The following is an 18,694-nucleotide window of genomic DNA, read 5'->3' as shown; positions in this document are numbered from 1 at the left end:
CTTCGTACAGGAACGGATGGAAGCCATCAGAACCTGTCGTTCAAGTCTTACAAATCGATCTGCGTCCGGCTAGAGCCGGTGACAGCGTCATGGTTTAGGCATGTCAAAGACATCCTTTGTCTGGGGCAGGCCGCCATTGCGGTACTGCTCAAGTAGGTTTGCGCGCTTCACTACACCCTCACCCGCCTGCCCTGCAAGCGCGCAGGCATGGATAAAAGCATTCTCGCGCATCACTTCGTCCAATTCGGCCCCTGTGAGGAGCAAAAAGGCCGGAATGTCTGTCTCGGCATCGGTGCCGAACTTAAAGGCCTTGCGGGCCTGATCTATCTTTCGAACGCCGTCCGCCGCTGCATCCGAAGCGTGGAAGACGCCGACGGCGGCTCCCGAGCGGACTGCGGCATCGACCTTCATTGCGCCGGAAACGAACTGGCCGGCCTTGCGCGCCATATTCATCATTCCGGCAAGGTCGGCGACCAGAAGCCGGTCGACCAAAGCGCCGAGATCTTCCGCTGCTTTCGTTTCGCTTTTGAAAGCGCGCGAAAACAGCTTCCGCTTCACCGCCCGGTCGACAAGTTGCCGTTCGGCCTTGATCCAGCAGCCTCTACCGGGAAGCTGCCGTTTCAGATCCGGAACCACGCTCCCGTCGGGAGCGCGGACGAACCGGATCAGGTCCTTCGGGTCGGTCGCCTCGCGGGTGACAATGCAGGTGCGGTCGTTCACGACGAAATCGTCCGGCCAATCATCTGCATCATTCACCCCATCACCGTCCGCGATCATTCCTGATCGGCGGCGACGGCCTCCTCCTCGGCCTCAGCCTGTTCTTGGGCGAGATCTTCTTCGGTGATCCAGCCTGCAAGCAGACGGGCCTGAACGATCATCTGTTCGGCTTCGACGCGGGAAACGTCGAACTTCGAGAACGTGCCTTCAAATTTCTTCGTTTCGCCGTCCTTGCGTTCCGACCAGCCGACCAGATCGTCGGCAGCGCAGCCGGCGAAGTCTTCGACCGTCTTGATGCCTTCTTCACCGAGTGCAACCAGCATCTGGGCAGTAAGGCCTTCGATCTGCTTCAGCTCGTCCTGAACGCCGAGTGCGACGCGCTTGGCATCGTTCTCAGCCTCGATACGCTCCAGATATTCGCGGGCGCGGGTCTGGATTTCCGTCGCGGTGTCTTCGTCGAAACCGTCGATCGACGAGATTTCGTCGAGTTCGGTATAGGCGAGTTCCTCGACCTGGGCGAAACCTTCCGAAGCCAGCACCTGGCCGACCATTTCGTCGACATCGAGGGCTTCCATGAACAGGTTGGTGCGCTCGTTGAATTCCTTCTGACGGCGTTCCGACTCTTCGGCTTCCGTCATGATGTCGATATCCCAGCCGGTCAGCTGCGAAGCGAGGCGAACGTTCTGGCCGCGGCGACCGATGGCGAGCGACAGCTGCTCGTCCGGAACAACGACTTCGATCCGCTCTGCATCTTCGTCGAGAACGACCTTGGCCACTTCAGCCGGCTGCAGGGCATTGACGATGAAGGAAGCCGGATCCTGGCTCCACGGAATGATGTCGATCTTTTCGCCCTGAAGCTCGCCGACAACCGCCTGAACGCGGGAGCCACGCATACCGACGCAGGCGCCGACCGGATCGATCGACGAATCGTTCGAGATAACGGCGATTTTCGCACGCGAGCCGGGGTCGCGGGCGACCGACTTGATGTTGATGATGCCGTCGTAGATTTCCGGCACTTCCATGGTGAACAGCTTCACCATGAACTGCGGATGGGTACGCGACAGGAAGATCTGCGGGCCGCGCTGTTCGCGGCGCACGTCGTAAACGTAAGCGCGGACGCGGTCGCCGTAACGCATGTTTTCGCGCGGGATCATCTCATCGCGACGGATGATGCCTTCGCCACGGCCGAGATCGACGATGACATTGCCGTATTCGACGCGCTTGACGGTACCGTTGACGATTTCGCCGACGCGATCCTTGAATTCGTCGAACTGGCGGTCACGCTCGGCTTCGCGCACCTTCTGCACGATGACCTGCTTGGCCGACTGGGCGGCGATGCGGCCAAAATCCATCGGCGGCAGCGGATCGGCGATGAAATCACCGATCTTGGCATCGACATTGCGGTCGCGGGCCAGCGCCAGCGGGATCTGCGTGCCGTAGTCTTCTGCATGCTCGACGACTTCGAGAAGGCGCTGCAGGCGGATTTCGCCGGTCTTGGAATTGATGTCGGCGCGGATATTGGTTTCCGAGCCGTAACGCGAGCGGGCGGCCTTCTGGATGGCGTCAGCCATCGCAGCCAGCACGATTTCGCGGTCGATGACCTTTTCGCGGGCCACAGCGTCTGCGATCTGCAGAAGTTCAAGCCGGTTTGCGCTCACTGCCATTGTCGTTGGTCTCCGTAGGTCCAATTCTGGCGGCCCTCCCTCCTCGGAAAGGCCAGTGTGTTGGTCGATTATTCTTCGTCTTCTGCTTCGTCGTTCTGGTTCGCCGCCTGCTGCTTTGCGAGCTTGTCGGCCCGCAGCGCATCGCGGATCAGATCGTCCGTCAGGATCAATTTGCCTTCGGCCAGCGCCGAGAACGGGATGACGACCCGCGGTTCCTCGCCATAGGCGACCTGGTCGCGCTCGACGGTAAAACTCTCTTCGTTGACGTCAGCAATCTTACCGCGGAAACGCTTCTTGCCGTCGATCATGATCGACGTTTCGCATTTCACCAGATGGCCGGTCCAGCGGGCAAAATCCGACTTGCGCACCATCGGCCGGTCGATGCCGGGCGACGACACTTCGAGATGATACTCGCGATCGATCGGATCTTCCACATCAAGAACGGGTGAGATGGCGACCGAAACGGCTTCGCAGCCTTCGACATCCATCGTGCCGTCGTTGCGCTCGGCCATGATCTGCAGGGTCATGCCGTTCAGGTTGAGCAAGCGCACACGGACCAGACGGTAATCCATGGCGGTCAGTACCGGCTCGATGATTTCGGCGATCCTGAGGTCGAGACCTGTCTCGACGATGAGACGCGGCTCGTGGTCTGTCTGCTGCATAAGCTCTCCGGTTCAATCCCCGCTCAAACTGCGGGTTGAAGCGATCGCCTAACAAAAAAGAGCGGGTCCGGTGTGGGCCCACTCTTCATCGGACGATCAAGAATATGGGCTGCATATACGCGCTTGGACCGGCAATTGCAAGACTTCCGCATTTCCGCCATTCAAAGCTGGAATTAGCCTGATCGACGTCTATAACCGGTTCAGAGAGTCGCTAAGAGGAGCAAGAGCCATACCGTGCCGGACAGGATAGCAACACTCGCACCGTTCAAGAACCAGACCTTCCGCACAATATGGATTGCGAGCCTTGCATCGAATTTCGGTGGCTTGATTCAGGCTGTCGGCGCTGCCTGGATGATGACCTCGATTTCCAATTCGCAGGACATGGTGGCGCTCGTCCAGTCTTCCACCACCCTGCCGATCATGATGTTCTCGTTGATTGCAGGCGCTCTCGCCGACAATTTCAACCGGCGCAGCATCATGCTGACGGCACAGCTCTTCATGCTGGCCGTCTCGATTGCGCTGACCATCTTTGCCTATCTCGACCTGCTGACACCCTGGTTGCTTCTCTGTTTCACCTTCCTTCTCGGCTGCGGCGTGGCGCTGAATAACCCCGCGTGGCAGGCGTCCGTCGGCGATATTGTTTCTCGCGAAATGCTGCCCCAGGCCGTGACGCTCAACAGCGTAGGCTTCAACATTACCCGAAGCGTCGGGCCGGCCATCGGCGGCGCCGTGGTGGCCGCGGCAGGAGCTGCAGCCGCTTTCGCGTTGAACGCCGCCAGTTACGTAGCGCTCATGTATGCGCTCCTGCGCTGGAAGCCCGAGCGTCGCGACGATGCCCTGCCGCGCGAAACGCTTCTGAGGGCGCTTTCGGCAGGTCTCGGTTACGTCTCCATGTCGCCGAACATTTTGAACGTGCTTTTCCGCGGCATGCTTTTCGGTTTTTCGGCCAGCGCCATTCTGGCGCTTCTGCCGATCGTTGCGCGCGATCTCGTGTCGGGCGGCCCATTGACCTACGGCATCATGCTCGGTTGCTTCGGCGTCGGCGCGATCGGTGGCGCCATGTCGAACGCGAGATTGCGCGAAAAGCTGACGAGTGAGCGGATCGTCCAGTTCGCTTTCCTCGGCTTTGCTGCAAGTTCGGCCGTTATCGCGCTCAGCACCAATACCGCGCTGACCGCGATCGTGCTGGTCGTGCCGGGAGCTTGCTGGGTCCTGGCCCTGTCGCTTTTCAACACGACCGTGCAGCTGTCGGCCCCGCGCTGGGTCGTCGGTCGGGCATTGTCCTTTTACCAGACAACCACATTCGGCGGCATGGCTGTCGGGAGCTGGATTTGGGGTGTCGGTGCCGAAAATCTTGGTGTCTCTGTTTCCCTGAGCCTTGCCAGCCTGGCGATGCTCGTGGGCGGGCTTGCAGGTTTAAGAAACCCGCTGCCGCAGTTTACCGATGTCGACCTGAGCCCGCTCAACAAGTTCAACGAACCGATGCTGCGGCTCGACCTGCAGCCACGAAGCGGCCCGATCGTGTCGCAGATCGATTATGAGATCGCGGAGGACGACATTCCCGAATTCCTCACCCTGATGGCGCGTCGTCGGCGGGTTCGCATTCGTGATGGCGCACGCCAATGGGCTCTGATGCGCGATCTCGAACATCCTGAAATCTGGACCGAGACCTATCACACAGCGACCTGGGCCGACTATGTCCGCCATAATCGCCGGCGTCTGCAGATCGACCAGGAGATATGGGACGCGATCCGGCAGCTTCACAAGGGCGTGGAGGGGCCGCGGGTTCACCGCATGATCGAGCGGCAGACCATCCCGCCGAAGGACGATATCTTCCACAAGCACCATGTCGATCTGCATTGAGGCCGGTGATGTTTCGCAAGGCAAGCTCGGTCGACCTGCCCGCAATCGTAGCACTTCTGAGCGATGATCCGCTCGGCGCGACCAGAGAGGTTGCGTCCGAGACGATCGATCAGGCCTATCTGGACGCTTTCGCGGCAATCGATGCGGACAGCAACCAATTGCTGGTGGTCGCCGTCGATGACGGTGATGGCGTAATCGGCTGTCTGCAGCTTTCGTTCATCCCGGGCCTGTCACGCACGGGCATGTGGCGAGGCCAGATCGAAAGTGTCAGGATCGCTGCTGGTCATCGCGGTGACGGGTTGGGGGCGACCATGATCGAATGGGCCGTCGGGCAGGCGAGAAATCGCGGTTGCGGCCTCGTGCAACTTACGTCCGACAAGCGGCGGCCTGATGCGATCCGGTTTTACGAAAAACTGGGCTTCGTCGCGAGCCACGAAGGGCTGAAGCTGGACCTATCTTAACCTGGCCTTGAGCGAGGCATCGGGATAGCAGGTCGGAGAGATCCCGGCCTTCGTCTGCCAGTCACCGAGCGAGCGGCGGGTCTTGAAGCCCGGTAATCCATCGACATTGCCGACATCGTATCCCTTTGCGACCAGTGCCTTTTGCATCGCAAGCACGTCGGAGCGCAGCATTTTGCCCACATCGCCCCATTTTGCCTGGAACGGCCCGCTACCATAAGCGATGCGATCGGCCAGATTGCCGATGAACAGCGCATAGAGGTCGGAATTGTTATATTCCTTCAGCACGTAGAAATTCGGCGTGACGATGAATTCCGGACCGTTTCTGCCCGCCGGTAGAAGCATCATCGCCGGCGCTTTCATTTCCGAAGCCGGAAACGCCTTGCCGGAAATCCGCGTAATCCCGGTCGATGCCCAGGCGGAGATCGGCTTGGCAAGGTCCGGCCCTTCCTGCGCGCAGGAGACATTGGCGGGGATGGAGACTTCAAAACCCCAGTCACGACCGGCCTGCCAGCCTTCGTGCTTCAGATAGTTTGCTATCGATGCCAGCGTGTCAGGCACCGAATTCCAGATATCCGGATGGCCGTCCTTGTCGAAGTCCACGGCATATTTCAGATAGCTCGTCGGCATGAACTGCGGCTGGCCGAGCGCGCCGGCCCAGGAGCCCTTCATCGTCGAAGCGCTCACATCGCCACGCTCGATCATCGTCAACGCAGCAATCAGCTCTTCACGGAACATCGGCTTGCGGGTCGACATGAAAGCTTTGGTCGCCAGCACTTCGACCGCCGAATAGGGCAGTTTTGCCCGTCCGAAACCTGATTCACGGCCCCAGACGGCGATGATGATCTCGCCGGGAACGCCATAGGCCGCTTCGATTTTCTTCAGGCCCGCCGCATAGGTGCCCGCCAGCCCGCGCCCGGTCGCGCCCAGCGTCTGCAGCCGGTTCTCATTGAAATAGGCGCCGGGAGAAGAAAATTCCGCCTGGCTTTGATCCTGCTGTTTCGGCGGTTTGGAACCGGGCGGCACGAGATCCGGCAGGCTCCAGTTGAGCTTGATCCCGTCGAATGCCGCACGCAGCGTCTTGTCCGAAATCCCCGCCTTGCGCGCCTCCGGGCCAAGATCGGTTGCAATCCACTGCTGGAACTGGCGTTCGACATCCGGCTTGCTTTGGGCGGATGCGGGGAGGGGCGAAATGATGGCAGTGAGGGCCAGAAGCATTGCTGCGCCATAGCGGCGGGTAGGCTTGCTCATCATCGTCCTCCTCGAAACAAAAATATCAGATCGCCGTCCGTGCTCGAAGCGCCGCCGTCAGCGTGCCTTCGTCGAGATAATCGAGTTCGCCGCCGACCGGTACGCCATGGGCAAGCCGCGTTATCTTGACGTCGAAATCGGAAAGCTGGTCGGTGATGTAATGCGCCGTCGTCTGCCCCTCGACCGTCGCGTTGACCGCGATGATGATCTCCTTCACCGTCCCTTCGCTGACGCGATCGACCAGCGCACGGATGTTGAGATCGTCGGGGCCAACACCATCGAGCGGCGACAGCGTGCCACCGAGAACGTGATAGGCGGCATTCATCGCGCCGGCCCGTTCCAGCGCCCAGAGATCGGACACGTCCTCGCAGACGATCAGCATCGAGTGATCGCGGCGGATATCGGTGCAGACGGTGCAGGGATCGGACGTATCGACATTACCGCAGCGCGAGCAGATCTTCACCTTGTCATAGGCCTCGCCCATCGCAAGCGACAGCGGGCCGAGCAATTGATCCTTCTTCTTGATCAGGTGCAGCGCTGCCCGGCGCGCGGACCGCGGCCCAAGCCCCGGCACTTTCGCCAGAAGCTGGATGAGTTTTTCGATTTCGGGGCCGGTGACTCGCTTTGCCATGTTCTCCCTTTAGCCCATATGTCGGTTGAACGGAAAGACCGAAGGACCAAGGCCCGCATGAAACTTCTCGCGATCTGCATCGGCCAGGCGGAACGACTGCCCGGAAAGAGCTACAAGACCGGCATCTACAAGACACAGGTCACCGGCTCGGTGCTGATCGATGAGTTTGGTCTGGTTGGAGATGCTGTCTGCAACAAAAAACATCACGGCGGGCCGGATCAGGCGGTTCTGCTCGAAGGATCGGTGACGCTTGATTGGTGGCGTGCCGAACTTGGTCAAGCCGTGCCGTTCGGAACATTCGGCGAAAACCTCGTTATCGAAGACTTAGATAATCGGGATGTGGCGGTGGGCGACCAGTTTCATCTGGGCGATGTCGTGCTTGAGGCAACGTCTCCCCGCTCTCCCTGCAACACGCTTTCCGCCCGTATGAGCGCTCCGGGATTTTCTAGGGCGTTTCTCAAAGCAGGCCGGCCCGGTATTTATTGCAGGGTCATCAAGCCGGGAACTCTTCATGCTGGAGATAGCGTCAGACGCGAGTTTCATGCTGGCGACCGCGTGCCTGTTTCAGACCTCTTAGCGTCGATAGGGCGAAAAGTGTCCGAAGCCGAGAAGAGCCGCTTCCTCTCAGTACCGCTCGGCAGCCGTTGGAGGGAGCGGTTCTAAGTCGCCGATGAGCGCATTTCACGAAACCGTGATATTTGGTGACATGGTTGCTTAGGTTTAAGGCCCTATACCCCTTGGCTGATGGCTATGCGGAGCTTTGTATGGATTTTCTGAGACGCATCCCCCTCGGGTTTCTTTCCGGTGCGCTTATCGCGCAGCTTGTAACGGCCGGCGTTGCCGTGGCCGAGGGGACCGATATCGAGCATTCGCTTTTCACCTTTGGTGGGGCCATGGTCGATGGAGACATGGCGGAATCGGCCAATCCTTTCGGCGTCGATTACGAAGATCATCCGATTTTTGGTATCGGTTACCAGTTCTTTCCTTACAGTATCGGTTCGGTGAAACTCGGGCTCGAAGCAGGCCTCGCCGGCCGGTTTGGCGGCAATACCAATGCCGAGATTTGGGGTGGTGTTGTCGGCCGTTACGATGCGATCGAGATTGCCAACACGATCCGGATCATCCCGTCCTTCACCTTCGGCCTGAGCCATGTGACCGAGACGATGAAAGGTCGCGAAAAGAAGAATGAGGAAACGCGTGACGGCGATGCCTCGACGCTCTTCTATCTCGGGCCGGAATTGAGTTTCAGCAGCGTTTCGAAACCCGAGCTTGAAGTCTTCTGGCGCCTGCATCACCGATCCGGTGCATGGGGCACCCTTGGCGATATGCATGGCGGCTCGAACGCCAACGTCGTCGGCGTCCGATATAACTTCTGACGGGTTTATCGGGTCGCGATGGCTGCCGCCGCGCCGGCCATGGTTCCAGCGGAAATGCGGTTGGCGATCTTGAGAGCGCGCGGGCTTTTCAAGAAAGTCCGCGCCTTGTTCGCCAATACGATCCAGACGATGTCGACGGTCGCGAGCACGAGAAGCATCGCGGCCACGAGTTCCAGCCAGCCGATGACTGTCACGCCGTTAAGATCGATGATCGACGGCAAAAGCGCGACATAGAACATCATGATCTTCGGGTTGCCTAGCGTCACGGTCAGTCCGGCAAAGAACATCCTTGCCGCAGAACGGCTCTCCGGCAGTTCGCCGTCAGCAGCATCCGTTCTGGCAAACCACATTTTCCAGGCGAGATAGAGAAGATAGGCAACACCGATCCACTTGATCGCGACGAAGACGGGCTGAAAGCTTTCGGCGATGGCGGAAAGACCGGCAACCGCAAAGGACAGCCAGACGGTCTCACCCACCCACATCGCCATCAGGAAGGGCAGCACGTCGCGCCAGCCCTTGGTCAGCACCCGCGAAACGAGCGCTGCAATGCTGGGGCCGGGAGAACCCGCCGCTAGGAACAGCGCGGCGGCGAATACGAGCACGGAAGCCAATGTCATCGGAACCGCCCTTTCGATGTCAGATCAGAACGGCAGCTTCATGCCCGGCGGGATCGGCAGGCCGGCGGTCAGTTCCTTGGTCTTTTCCGCGGTGATCTGCTCGGCGCGATCCTTGGCCGATTTGTGGGCGGCAACGATCAGGTCTTCGAGGATCTCGATATCGTCTTCCTTGAACAGCGACGGATCGATTTTCAGGCCGAGCATTTCGCCCTTGCCGTTCATCTTCACGGTCACGAGACCGCCGCCGGCAGTCCCCTCGACTTCGAGAGCGGCGATATCCGCCTGCATCTTCTCCATCTTGGCCTGCATTTCCTTGACCTTGCCCATCATGCCCATGATGTCGCGCATCGGTAATTCCTCTTCTTCTCTTATAGCTCGATGTCGTCGCCGGGCAGGATGTCGCCCTCGGCGGATTCCGCGATGGCCGGAGCCGGCGCATCCTCGACCTCGTTGTCTTCCTCAAGCACACGAATTCTGACGTCGGTAATCTTGGCGCCCGGAAATTGCGACAGGATCGCCGCGACATCCGGATCGGCGCGCGCGTCGGTCATCCGCGCTTCGCGGGCGCTGGCATCTGCCTCCACCAGCGTCGGTTCGCCTTCGTCCTTGCTCAGCGTAACGATCCAGTGGATGCCGGTCCAATCCTTAAGCTTGACGCCGAGTTCCCCGGGCAGCGTGCCGGGCCCGCCATCCGTCATGCGGATATCGAGACGGCCGGGTTCGATCTTCACCAGACGGACGAAATTGCGCACCAGCGCCTTCAGCCTCGGATCGCGGTTCTCGGTGCACAGATCGACGACATCATGCAGCGAGCGGACAGCAACCTTAGGCTCCGGCTTCTCGGACGGGCGTTCCTCGATCCGGCCGACAGGCATTTCCCGCGGCGTCGTGTTCGGGACGGCGTGCAGCATGGCCGTCGGTCCGCCGGAAGGCGCGCGCTGGCCGCCATCGAAGCCACGGGCGTTGACGGTCGCCTGCTGCGCCATCTGCGTGCCGCGCCCGCCGCCATTTCCGCCGCCGCCGTTCTGCATCGGCTGGCCATCGCCATTGGCAAAATCCGCAAGCCGCCGCGCCGCATCTTCGGGGGAGGGCAGCGATGCCGCATGCGTCAGCCGGATCAGCACCATTTCGGCCGCACCTGCCGAGCGTGAAGACGCTTCCGCTTCCGGAATGCCCTTGAGCAGCATCTGCCAGATACGCGACAGCGCGCTGACCGCCACATTTTCGGAAAACTCCTTGCCGCGTACCCGCTCGACTTCGCTCAGCGAAGGATCGTCGGCAGCTTCCGGAATATATTTGAACCGGGTGACGAGATGGGTGAAATCGGCCAGATCCGTCAACACCACGACAGGGTTGGCGCCGGCTTCATATTGGGCGTTGAATTCGGAGAGTGCTGCCGTGATGTCACCCTTCACGATATGCTCGAACAAGTCGACGATGCGGGCGCGGTCGGCAAGACCCAGCATGCTGCGCACTGTATCCGCATGCACGCTGCCGCCGCCATGAGCGATCGACTGGTCGAGCAGCGACAGGCCATCGCGGGCGGACCCCTCGGCGGCACGGGCGATCATTGCCAGCGCTTCCTGCTCGGCGGGAACGCCTTCCTTCTCCAGAATGGTGGTAAACAGCCCGACCAGATCGGCCGCACTGATCCGGCGCAGGTCGAAGCGCTGGCAGCGAGAAAGGACGGTGATCGGAACTTTCCGAATCTCTGTCGTCGCGAAAATGAACTTCACATGTTCCGGCGGCTCTTCGAGGGTCTTCAACAGTCCGTTGAAGGCCTGTGTCGAGAGCATGTGCACTTCGTCGATGATATAGACCTTGTAGCGCGCCGAAACTGGGCGGTAGCGCACCTGCTCGATGATCTCTCTGATATCGTCGATACCGGTATGAGACGCGGCATCCATCTCGATCACGTCGACATGCCGGCCTTCCATGATCGCCTGGCAATGCTCGCCGGGTTCTCTGAGGTCGATCGTCGGGCGGTCGATTTCGGCCGTCTTGTAGTTGAGTCCGCGGGCGAGAATGCGGGCAGTGGTCGTTTTGCCCACCCCGCGGACACCGGTCAGCATGTAAGCCTGCGCGATACGGCCGGTCTCGAACGCATTGGTCAGCGTCCGCACCATCGGTTCCTGGCCGACCATCAGGTCGGAGAAATCCTTCGGCCGGTATTTGCGGGCGAGCACCCGGTAACCGTTGCTGCCCGAGGGGGCAGGAGAGGTGGGATTGATCGATGTCGGCCCGCTGTCGCTCATAAGGTCCTGACTATAGGCCTTCGGGCCTTTACGGGCCATTCCGGCTGTCAGGCGATCTTGACCGGGCCGGATGTTGACCAAGATGAGAAGGTGGGAGGCTGGCACGGCGACCCGTGCCTGGCTCGTTAGGGCTGCTTCCTTCCGGACCTGACCCGGTTGGCGAGTGGCTCGTCCACCACCAACCTCCCGCCGCACATATCGGCAATAATGCTTCCAAATGCAAGCCAACCCTGTAAAAAACTGTCAGTATCGAAAATCACAACGACGAAATGCCGGGGAGGATCGCTTGAGCACCTTTGAATTGGATCCACGGCTTGCCAGGGACACCGAGCTGGTGGAGAACCTTGGTCTCTGTCAGCTCCGGATCATGAAGGATAGCCGCTGGCCCTGGTTCATGCTGGTGCCGCAGCGCGACGGCATGAGCGAACTCTTTGAGCTCACCCCGCTCGATCAGGCGCTTCTGACCTTCGAAACCAACATGGTCGCCGCCGCGCTGAAAAAGGCGACAGGGGCCGAAAAGATCAATGTCGCCGCGATCGGCAATATCGTTCGCCAGCTGCATGTGCATATCGTCGCCCGGTTCGATGGTGATCCGAACTGGCCCGGTCCGATCTGGGGTTACGGGCAGACGGAAGCTTATCAAGATACAGCCAAGCAGTCGTTGATCAAAAGCCTGACGGAAAATCTCGTATCATGACAAAAAGACTTTTCGAATCGGATGCCCCCCATCCCGAGCCCGGCAACCTGACGGCCTTTTCCGGCAACAGGCTGGACCGGCGGGCCGAATATCGTGCGGATGATTGCGTCAGCGAGGCGCTCGCGATCGAAGGTACCCATATTCTCGCCTTTGCCGGTGCAAAGCTCGTTCTCAAGCATGACGAACAGGTTCTGGATCCGCTTTTTGCGGCTTACGAACTGGCGGAACTGAAGCCGGATTTCGACAATGCCATCCTGCTCGGTTACCGCGAAAATGGCGAGCCGCGCGTCGCGATCCCGGTCGATGTCGCGGCCGAAGAGCTTGCCGGCCAGTACAAGCCGACAGATGCCCGCGCGCTTTACCGCGAAGCGCTGATCGATGCGGAACTGCAGGGTGAAGTCGCCCAGGCGATCTCGCTTCTGTCCTGGAACGCGGCCAATCGCTATTGCGGCAAATGCGGCTCGCCGACGGACATGAAGATCGGCGGCTACAAGCGGGTTTGTACTGAGTGCCAGCACATGATGTTCCCGCGCACCGATCCGGTTGTCATCATGCTGACGGTCGATGTCGAAAACGATCGCTGCCTACTCGGGCGCAGCCATCATTTTCAGGAGGGCATGTATTCCTGCCTCGCCGGTTTCGTCGAACCAGGCGAGACGATCGAACATGCGGTGCGCCGCGAGACGGTCGAGGAATCGGGCATTGAGGTCGGTCGGGTGCGTTATCACGCTTCCCAGCCTTGGCCGATGCCGCATTCGCTGATGATCGGCTGTTATTCGGAAGCGCTCTCGACCGAGATCACCATCGATCCGCAGGAAATGTCGGATGTCCGGTGGTTTACCCGTGACGAGGTGAAAAGCATGCTGGACGCCGGCCCGGATGTAAAACCCTTCGGCCCCGCCAGCGGCGCGATCGCCTATCGGCTGATGAAGGACTGGATCGATTGGCCGGATGAGGTTTCGGGAGTGGCTTGAGTGATTGTTCGATGGTCTGTGCAGGCAGGCCAATATCGAAGCCGCCTTAAACAGGAAAAGCGGCGTTTCGCGCGCCGCCTCTGTTAAGCTTGAGGCTACTCTGTCAGCGCCTCTATGTGGTTTGGCGCGTTACAGCACATTATGCTTTCTGCAGCGCTCCGCGCATCGGGTGACCCTTGTAGCTTCCGAGAATACGGACCTTTTCCGAGAAGAACCGCAGTTCCTCCAGCGCCCGACGCACCGGTGCATCGTCCGGGTGGCCTTCGATATCGGCGTAGAACTGGGTCGCCACGAACTTGCCGCCCAGCTGATAGCTTTCGAGCTTGGTCATGTTGATCCCATTGGTCGCAAAACCGCCCATCGCCTTGTAGAGGGCGGCCGGGATGTTTCGCACATTGAAGACGAAGGTCGTGACGATCACGTCTTCCGGGTTATTCCGCTGCACCCATTTCTCGTCGCGTGACAGGACGACGAAACGGGTCACGTTGTTTTCCGTATCTTCGACGTTCTCAGCAAGGATCTCGAGCTTGTAGAGGTCTGCGGCAAGCCGTGGCGCAAGGGCTGCCATCGAGTGATCGCCTTTTTCCGCCACCATCTTGGCAGCCCCTGCCGTGTCGCCGGCAACCACGGCTTTCCAGCCGTTCGAGCGGATGATCTTGCGGCATTGGCCAAGTGCATGGATATGGCTGTGCACGGTACGGATATCGTCATGCTTGACGCCCGGCAGAACCATCAGCTGGAAGCGGATCGGCATGAAATATTCGCCGATGATATGCAGTCGCGATTCTGGCAAAAGCGTATGGATATCGGCCACGCGCCCGGCGATCGTGTTTTCGATCGGGATCATCGCCAGATCGGCTTCGCCGCTTTCCAGCGCCTGAAACGCATCCTCGAAAGTTGCGCAGGGCAACGGCTCCATATCCGGAAACATGTCGCGGCACGCCATGTCGGAATTGGCGCCGTAGTCACCCTGGAAGGCGATGCGATTAGTCAGCGTGGTCATCTCGTGCCTCTTCAGGATTGGCGTGACGTCAGGATCGCGCGGGCTTTTTCAAGGTCTTCAGGCGTATCGACACCGAGCGGGATCGAATGGACGATCTCGGCATCGATCCGCATTCCGGCTTCGAGTGCACGCAGCTGTTCCAGCCGCTCGCGCATCTCCAGCGGCGACGGGCCGAGCGACACGAATTTTTCCAGCGCCGCACGCCGGTAGGTATAAAGGCCGATGTGATGATAGAGCGGGCCATCGCCGTAAGGCGCGGTTGCGCGGGTGAAGTAGAGCGCCTTCAGCCGCGTTTCTGAAATCGGAGAGCCGACGATTTTCACCACATTGGGATTGGTCTTCTCGTGCTCGTCGGTGATTTCGACGGTGAGCGTCGCGATATCGGTCGAGGCGTTGTCGAGCAGCGGACGCAGCGATGCACGCACCACTTCCGCCTCGATCGTCGGCAGGTCGCCCTGGACGTTAATGATATACTCGGCCTTGCCCTCCGGGTCAGCCTTCTGCAACGCCTCGTAGATGCGATCGGAGCCGGACTGGTGATCTTGGCGTGTCATGACGACATCGAAACCGGCTGCCTTCACGACATCGAACACGGCCTGCTCGTCGACGGCCACGACAACGCGTCCGGCCTTTGCTTCTTGCGCACGCTTCGCTACCTGAACGATCATCGGCAGACCGGCAATGTCCGCGAGCGGCTTGTTGGGCAGTCGCGTCGAAGCCATGCGGGCAGGGATCATGACCAGTGTTTTTTCTGCTGCCGGTTGTGTCATCGAAGGCCTTCAATTCTCGCGTCAAGAGTGTCAAAAAGTCTCATGCGGCGCGTTTTGTTTCCAATTGCAACGATTTGGCAAAAGACATAGCTTCCGCGCGATTGCAAGATGGCCGTTTGTACCGCAAGTTGGTCCAGAGGGTAGCCAACGAGATGGGAAGGAGCTCTGGATGAACCCCTACGTGAATATGTCGGTTGGTGCGTTGCTTGCCACTGTTTTTGTCATGATGTCGGTTTCTATCGCTTCGGAGGGTATTTTTCACTCTCCAGCTCCTGAAAAGGAAGGTTTTGTAATCGCCGCAGCAGAAGAGGCAGCTGGCGGCGAGGCAGCAGCGGAAGCAGCTCCGGTCGCCGTGCCGGTCGGCCAGCTTCTGGCGAGCGCAGATGCGAGCGCCGGTGCTACCGCTTTCAAGAAGTGTCAGGCATGTCACTCCATCGAGAAGGGAGGGCCCAACAAGGTTGGTCCCGATCTCTGGGGTCTCGTAAACCGCCCGATCGCCACCCATGAGGGCTTCTCTTATTCCGCTGCAATGAAGGATTTCTCGAAGGGCGGCCAGGAAACCTGGACCTTCGAACACCTGAACCACTTCCTTGCCGGCCCGAAGGCCTATGTGAAGGGCACGGCCATGGGCTTTGCCGGTATCAAGAACGACAAGGAACGCGCCAATCTGCTCGCTTATATCCGCGAACAGTCCGACAGCCCGGCGCCGCTGCCGGACCCGAACGCGCCGGAACCGGCTACAAACTGATTTCAAACTGCTGAAGTTTATTGTGATGACGCCCGGCCCAGCCGGGCGTTTTGCATTCTGCCGCCTGTCAGGAAAGCAGCCAGGCCCACATGCTGACGGAGATGACGCCGAAGGCGGTTGTGATGCTGATGACGGAAGCGGCAAGGCTCTGGCTGGAGCGAAAACGCTGGGCAATCAGCCAGGCATTGATGCCTGTCGGAACCGACGAGGTCAGGACCAACGCAGCGGTCCAGTCCGGCCTCAGGTTCAGCAGCTGGCAGGCCGCAAATACGGACGCCGGCATCAGGAATAGCTTGAGCATGGCTGCGGTGGAGGAAAGCCCCAGATCGCCCTTGATCGGATAACGCGTCAGCGCCATCCCGATCGAAATCAGTGCGGCCGGGCTGGCTGAACCGGCAATCTGGTCAACGACCAGCGCGACGGGTGCGTTCATCGACAGGCCGGAAAGATTGAAGGCAAGCCCGAGTGCCAATGCAATGACGAGCGGATTGCGCGCAAGGTTCGATCCGACCTGTTTCAGCACGGCGAAAATGCCGCGGGCCGCCGTACCGTCCACTTTGGCCGAGGCATTCTCCATCAAAATCGTGCCGACGATCATCATGATCGGCAGATGGATGGCAAGAAGGATGGAAATGGCGACCAGGCCATCATGTCCGACAATGTGATCGACCAGCGGAAGGCCGATAAAGACATTGTTGGCGAAGCTTGCGGACATGCCGGCAATCACCGCCACCTTGGCATCCCGCCCGAAGGCATGTCTGGCGAGAAGGGAGCCGATCGTCCATGTGATCGCAACGCCGATAAAATAGGCCGCCCACAATCGGAAAGGCGAGACGCCTTCGAAATGCGCAGTCGCCAAGGTGCGAAAGATCAGCATGGGTACGGCGATCTTGAAGACGAATTCGCCGAGCGCGTCACCCGTTTCGGCCTTGAGCAGGCCGGATTTGGCGATCAGCCAGCCGAGCAGAATGAGAATGAAAACGGGGAGAACATTGGCGAGGACAAGCGACACGTGGAGGGACCTTGGAATATTCCGACCCCATGCGTCTACAGCATCGGCCCGAAAATCGGAATCGATTTTCGGAAAGCCTGATGCGTAGATTCAATGAGATAGAGCGCCGTGCGTCCGCACGGTGCTCTGGCGCATAAGGCTGCTTGCAACAAATGCAGATATGCAGAGGTGCCGTGATCCAGCCTGATATCAAAACAGAAAATCCGGCAGTCAGCCGCCAGTACATCCGTGGCAGCCAACCTTACCGGACACCCCGAACATAGACGCGAACCGTGACGGCCAGATGACAGATGGCAATTGAGCGCAAACCCAAAGCACGGCAGGCATTAAGGCTAAAACATTTCTTCTTCCCTTGGCGGAAAAAGGCCACTACCCATGGCGCAAGCTTGAACGCAAAAGGATGAAGACTGAATGCCAAAGTTCGACGTGCTGACCATCGGCAATGCCATCGTCGATATTCTCGCCCGCTGCGAGGATTCGTTTCTTGAAGAGAATGCGATCATCAAGGGCGCCATGAATCTGATCGATGCCGAGCGCGCCGAATTTCTCTATTCCAAGATGGGGCCTGCTGTTGAAGCATCGGGTGGTTCGGCCGGCAATACGGCTGCCGGCATTGCCGGTTTCGGCGGCAAGGCAGCTTACTTCGGCAAGGTCGCCGAGGATCAGCTGGGTCAGATCTTCCAGCATGATATCCGCGCACAGGGCGTTCATTATCAGACGAAGCCGGAAGGCCTTCATCCGCCGACTGCCCGCTCGATGATCTTCGTCACGCCCGATGGCGAGCGTTCGATGAACACCTATCTCGGCGCCTGTGTCGAGCTCGGCCCCGAACATGTCGAGGAAGACGTCGTCGCCGAAGCCAAGGTTACCTATTTCGAGGGCTATCTGTGGGATCCGCCGCGCGCCAAGGATGCCATCCGCGAGGCATCACGCATCGCCCATGCCAATGGCCGCGAAGTCTCGATGACGCTTTCCGACCCTTTCTGCGTCGGTCGCTACCGCGCCGAATTCCTCGATCTGATGCGGTCTGGCACCGTCGACATCGTTTTCGCCAACAAGCAGGAACTTCTGTCGCTCTATGAAACGGAAGATTTCGAGCTGGCTCTCGGCAAAATCGCGATGGATTGTAAGCTGGCTGCGGTCACGCTCAGCGAAGAAGGTGCAGTTATCGTTCGCGGGAAAGAGCGTGTTAAGATCGATGCCTATGCAATCGACGAACTGGTCGATACGACCGGTGCCGGCGATCTTTTCGCCTCCGGTTTCCTTTATGGCTATACGCAGGGTCGTTCGTTGGAAGATTGCGGCAAGCTCGGTTGCCTGGCTGCGGCCGAAGTTATCCAGCAGATCGGGCCGCGCCCGCTTGTGTCGTTGAAAGACGCAGCAGCCCAGGCAGGCCTTATTTAAAGGCCTCGCCGGGATAGACGCCCCAGACTTCGCCCTGGGCTACCCAGCCCTCGGCGCCACCGGTTTCCGCCTGGCACCAGTCGCCGTTGCATTCCTTGATGGTGAGCTGGACGCCCGGCTGGAGCTTGGCAATCACTGCGGCCGAGCTTTGCGGATCCCGGCGCATGTTGACATAAATGTCCTGGCCCTTGCCGCGCATCCACGGAGCGGCAACGGCAGTGCGTTCGCCGGAAAGCAGCGCCTGGTTCACCCAGCCTTCGGTGCCCTCGGCATCGCGCACACGCCGCCAATTGTCGTATTCCTGAATGATTTCCATTGGCGTTCCGGCCTTCATATACATCCATGAAACCGCATAATCGGTGCTTGGGCCGATACGGATATTGACCTTCTTGGATTTGAGGCTGGCGAAGCGCGGAAGCGGCAGGCCGCTCGCACCTTTTGCAGCACCCTGCGCATAGACAGGTACGATAGCGGAAAGCGTTGCGATCAGGGGAAAGCAGATGGCTACGATGACGATGATGAGGCGGCGCATTGTTGGGATCCTGGCTGACGATCCACGGATGTGCTTCGAGGCCCGTTTGCGAGGTTTTGT

General features: G+C 59.7%; 20 protein-coding genes and 1 other RNA gene. 8 read left to right on the top strand and 13 right to left on the bottom strand.

Features of this window, described 5'->3' with window-relative positions:
- Positions 1-87 precede the first annotated feature (87 nt).
- The 3 genes from JNB91_RS11185 to rimP all read right to left on the bottom strand — a co-directional run bounded on the left by JNB91_RS11185 (position 88) and on the right by rimP (position 3,043).
- Complete coding sequence (locus JNB91_RS11185) at positions 88-777, bottom strand: RNA-binding protein (protein WP_220325579.1); 690 nt, start codon at positions 775-777, stop codon at positions 88-90.
- Positions 774-2,381 (bottom strand): transcription termination factor NusA, encoded by a 1,608-nt coding sequence (gene nusA, locus JNB91_RS11180; RefSeq protein ID WP_220325578.1) that lies wholly within the window; start codon positions 2,379-2,381, stop codon positions 774-776. The genes JNB91_RS11185 and nusA overlap by 4 nt, the downstream gene beginning before the upstream one ends.
- Positions 2,382-2,449: 68 nt before the next feature.
- A complete protein-coding gene (gene rimP, locus JNB91_RS11175; protein WP_220325577.1) occupies positions 2,450-3,043 on the bottom strand; it encodes a ribosome maturation factor RimP in 594 nt (197 codons plus the stop codon).
- Positions 3,044-3,277: 234 nt separating this feature from the next.
- Between rimP and JNB91_RS11170 the strand changes: the two genes are divergently transcribed.
- Both JNB91_RS11170 and JNB91_RS11165 read left to right on the top strand, forming a co-directional pair.
- Complete coding sequence (locus JNB91_RS11170; protein ID WP_220325576.1) at positions 3,278-4,906, top strand: MFS transporter; 1,629 nt, start codon at positions 3,278-3,280, stop codon at positions 4,904-4,906.
- A gap of 8 nt (positions 4,907-4,914) precedes the next feature.
- Complete coding sequence (locus JNB91_RS11165; protein WP_220325575.1) at positions 4,915-5,367, top strand: GNAT family N-acetyltransferase; 453 nt, start codon at positions 4,915-4,917, stop codon at positions 5,365-5,367.
- Here JNB91_RS11165 and JNB91_RS11160 read toward each other — a convergent pair.
- Both JNB91_RS11160 and recR read right to left on the bottom strand, forming a co-directional pair.
- Positions 5,359-6,582 (bottom strand): lytic murein transglycosylase, encoded by a 1,224-nt coding sequence (locus JNB91_RS11160; RefSeq protein ID WP_223218151.1) that lies wholly within the window; start codon positions 6,580-6,582, stop codon positions 5,359-5,361. The two genes, JNB91_RS11165 and JNB91_RS11160, sit on opposite strands and share 9 nt — an antisense overlap.
- Before the next feature lie 58 nt (positions 6,583-6,640).
- Positions 6,641-7,246, bottom strand: coding sequence for a recombination mediator RecR (gene recR, locus JNB91_RS11155; protein ID WP_220325573.1), 606 nt, complete (start codon positions 7,244-7,246; stop codon positions 6,641-6,643).
- Positions 7,247-7,303: 57 nt separating this feature from the next.
- Between recR and JNB91_RS11150 the strand changes: the two genes are divergently transcribed.
- On the top strand, positions 7,304-7,909 hold the full coding sequence (locus JNB91_RS11150) for an MOSC domain-containing protein (protein ID WP_220325572.1): 606 nt from the start codon (positions 7,304-7,306) through the stop codon (positions 7,907-7,909).
- Positions 7,910-8,010: 101 nt separating this feature from the next.
- Entirely contained in the window at positions 8,011-8,622 is a 612-nt protein-coding gene (locus JNB91_RS11145; RefSeq protein ID WP_220325571.1) for a hypothetical protein, read from the top strand.
- Between the two features lie 5 nt (positions 8,623-8,627).
- Here the strand turns inward: JNB91_RS11145 and JNB91_RS11140 are convergent, their stop codons facing one another.
- The 4 genes from JNB91_RS11140 to ffs all read right to left on the bottom strand — a co-directional run bounded on the left by JNB91_RS11140 (position 8,628) and on the right by ffs (position 11,681).
- Entirely contained in the window at positions 8,628-9,239 is a 612-nt protein-coding gene (locus JNB91_RS11140; RefSeq protein ID WP_220325570.1) for a LysE family translocator, read from the bottom strand.
- Between the two features lie 24 nt (positions 9,240-9,263).
- A complete protein-coding gene (locus JNB91_RS11135) occupies positions 9,264-9,587 on the bottom strand; it encodes a YbaB/EbfC family nucleoid-associated protein (protein ID WP_112506836.1) in 324 nt (107 codons plus the stop codon).
- Between the two features lie 20 nt (positions 9,588-9,607).
- A complete protein-coding gene (locus JNB91_RS11130; RefSeq protein ID WP_220325675.1) occupies positions 9,608-11,494 on the bottom strand; it encodes a DNA polymerase III subunit gamma/tau in 1,887 nt (628 codons plus the stop codon).
- 90 nt (positions 11,495-11,584) lie between these two features.
- Positions 11,585-11,681, bottom strand: an RNA gene (ffs, locus tag JNB91_RS11125) — signal recognition particle sRNA small type.
- 99 nt (positions 11,682-11,780) lie between these two features.
- On the opposite strand from ffs, the gene JNB91_RS11120 reads away from it, so the two are divergent.
- Positions 11,781-12,191: an HIT family protein gene (locus tag JNB91_RS11120; RefSeq protein ID WP_223218140.1), complete on the top strand. Its 411-nt coding sequence runs from the start codon at positions 11,781-11,783 to the stop codon at positions 12,189-12,191.
- Entirely contained in the window at positions 12,188-13,165 is a 978-nt protein-coding gene (gene nudC / locus JNB91_RS11115) for an NAD(+) diphosphatase (RefSeq protein WP_220325568.1), read from the top strand. Before JNB91_RS11120 ends, nudC begins: the two co-directional genes overlap by 4 nt.
- Positions 13,166-13,304: 139 nt before the next feature.
- Here the strand turns inward: nudC and JNB91_RS11110 are convergent, their stop codons facing one another.
- A complete protein-coding gene (locus JNB91_RS11110) occupies positions 13,305-14,168 on the bottom strand; it encodes a prephenate dehydratase (RefSeq protein ID WP_220325567.1) in 864 nt (287 codons plus the stop codon).
- Between the two features lie 11 nt (positions 14,169-14,179).
- Positions 14,180-14,938, bottom strand: a complete 759-nt coding sequence (locus JNB91_RS11105; protein ID WP_220325566.1) for a 3-deoxy-manno-octulosonate cytidylyltransferase — start codon at positions 14,936-14,938, stop codon at positions 14,180-14,182.
- A 169-nt stretch (positions 14,939-15,107) separates the two neighbouring features.
- On the opposite strand from JNB91_RS11105, the gene JNB91_RS11100 reads away from it, so the two are divergent.
- Positions 15,108-15,686 (top strand): c-type cytochrome, encoded by a 579-nt coding sequence (locus tag JNB91_RS11100; protein ID WP_220325565.1) that lies wholly within the window; start codon positions 15,108-15,110, stop codon positions 15,684-15,686.
- A gap of 67 nt (positions 15,687-15,753) precedes the next feature.
- Here JNB91_RS11100 and JNB91_RS11095 read toward each other — a convergent pair whose 3' ends face one another.
- On the bottom strand, positions 15,754-16,698 hold the full coding sequence (locus tag JNB91_RS11095) for an AEC family transporter (RefSeq protein ID WP_220325564.1): 945 nt from the start codon (positions 16,696-16,698) through the stop codon (positions 15,754-15,756).
- 411 nt (positions 16,699-17,109) lie between these two features.
- Between JNB91_RS11095 and JNB91_RS11090 the strand changes: the two genes are divergently transcribed.
- On the top strand, positions 17,110-18,102 hold the full coding sequence (locus tag JNB91_RS11090; protein ID WP_220325563.1) for an adenosine kinase: 993 nt from the start codon (positions 17,110-17,112) through the stop codon (positions 18,100-18,102).
- On the opposite strand, the gene JNB91_RS11085 is transcribed toward JNB91_RS11090, so the two are convergent.
- The gene (locus JNB91_RS11085; RefSeq protein WP_220325562.1) at positions 18,095-18,634 is read right to left on the bottom strand and encodes an SH3 domain-containing protein; all 540 of its coding nucleotides are present in this window, start codon (positions 18,632-18,634) and stop codon (positions 18,095-18,097) included. The genes JNB91_RS11090 and JNB91_RS11085 overlap by 8 nt on opposite strands.
- Positions 18,635-18,694 lie beyond the last annotated feature (60 nt).

It is taken from the genome of Aliirhizobium wenxiniae, assembly GCF_019511445.1.
Taxonomy (GTDB): domain Bacteria; phylum Pseudomonadota; class Alphaproteobacteria; order Rhizobiales; family Rhizobiaceae; genus Neorhizobium; species Neorhizobium wenxiniae_A.
The sequence above is the reverse complement of the archived record's forward strand: the minus strand, read 5'-3'. Positions and strand labels throughout refer to the sequence as shown.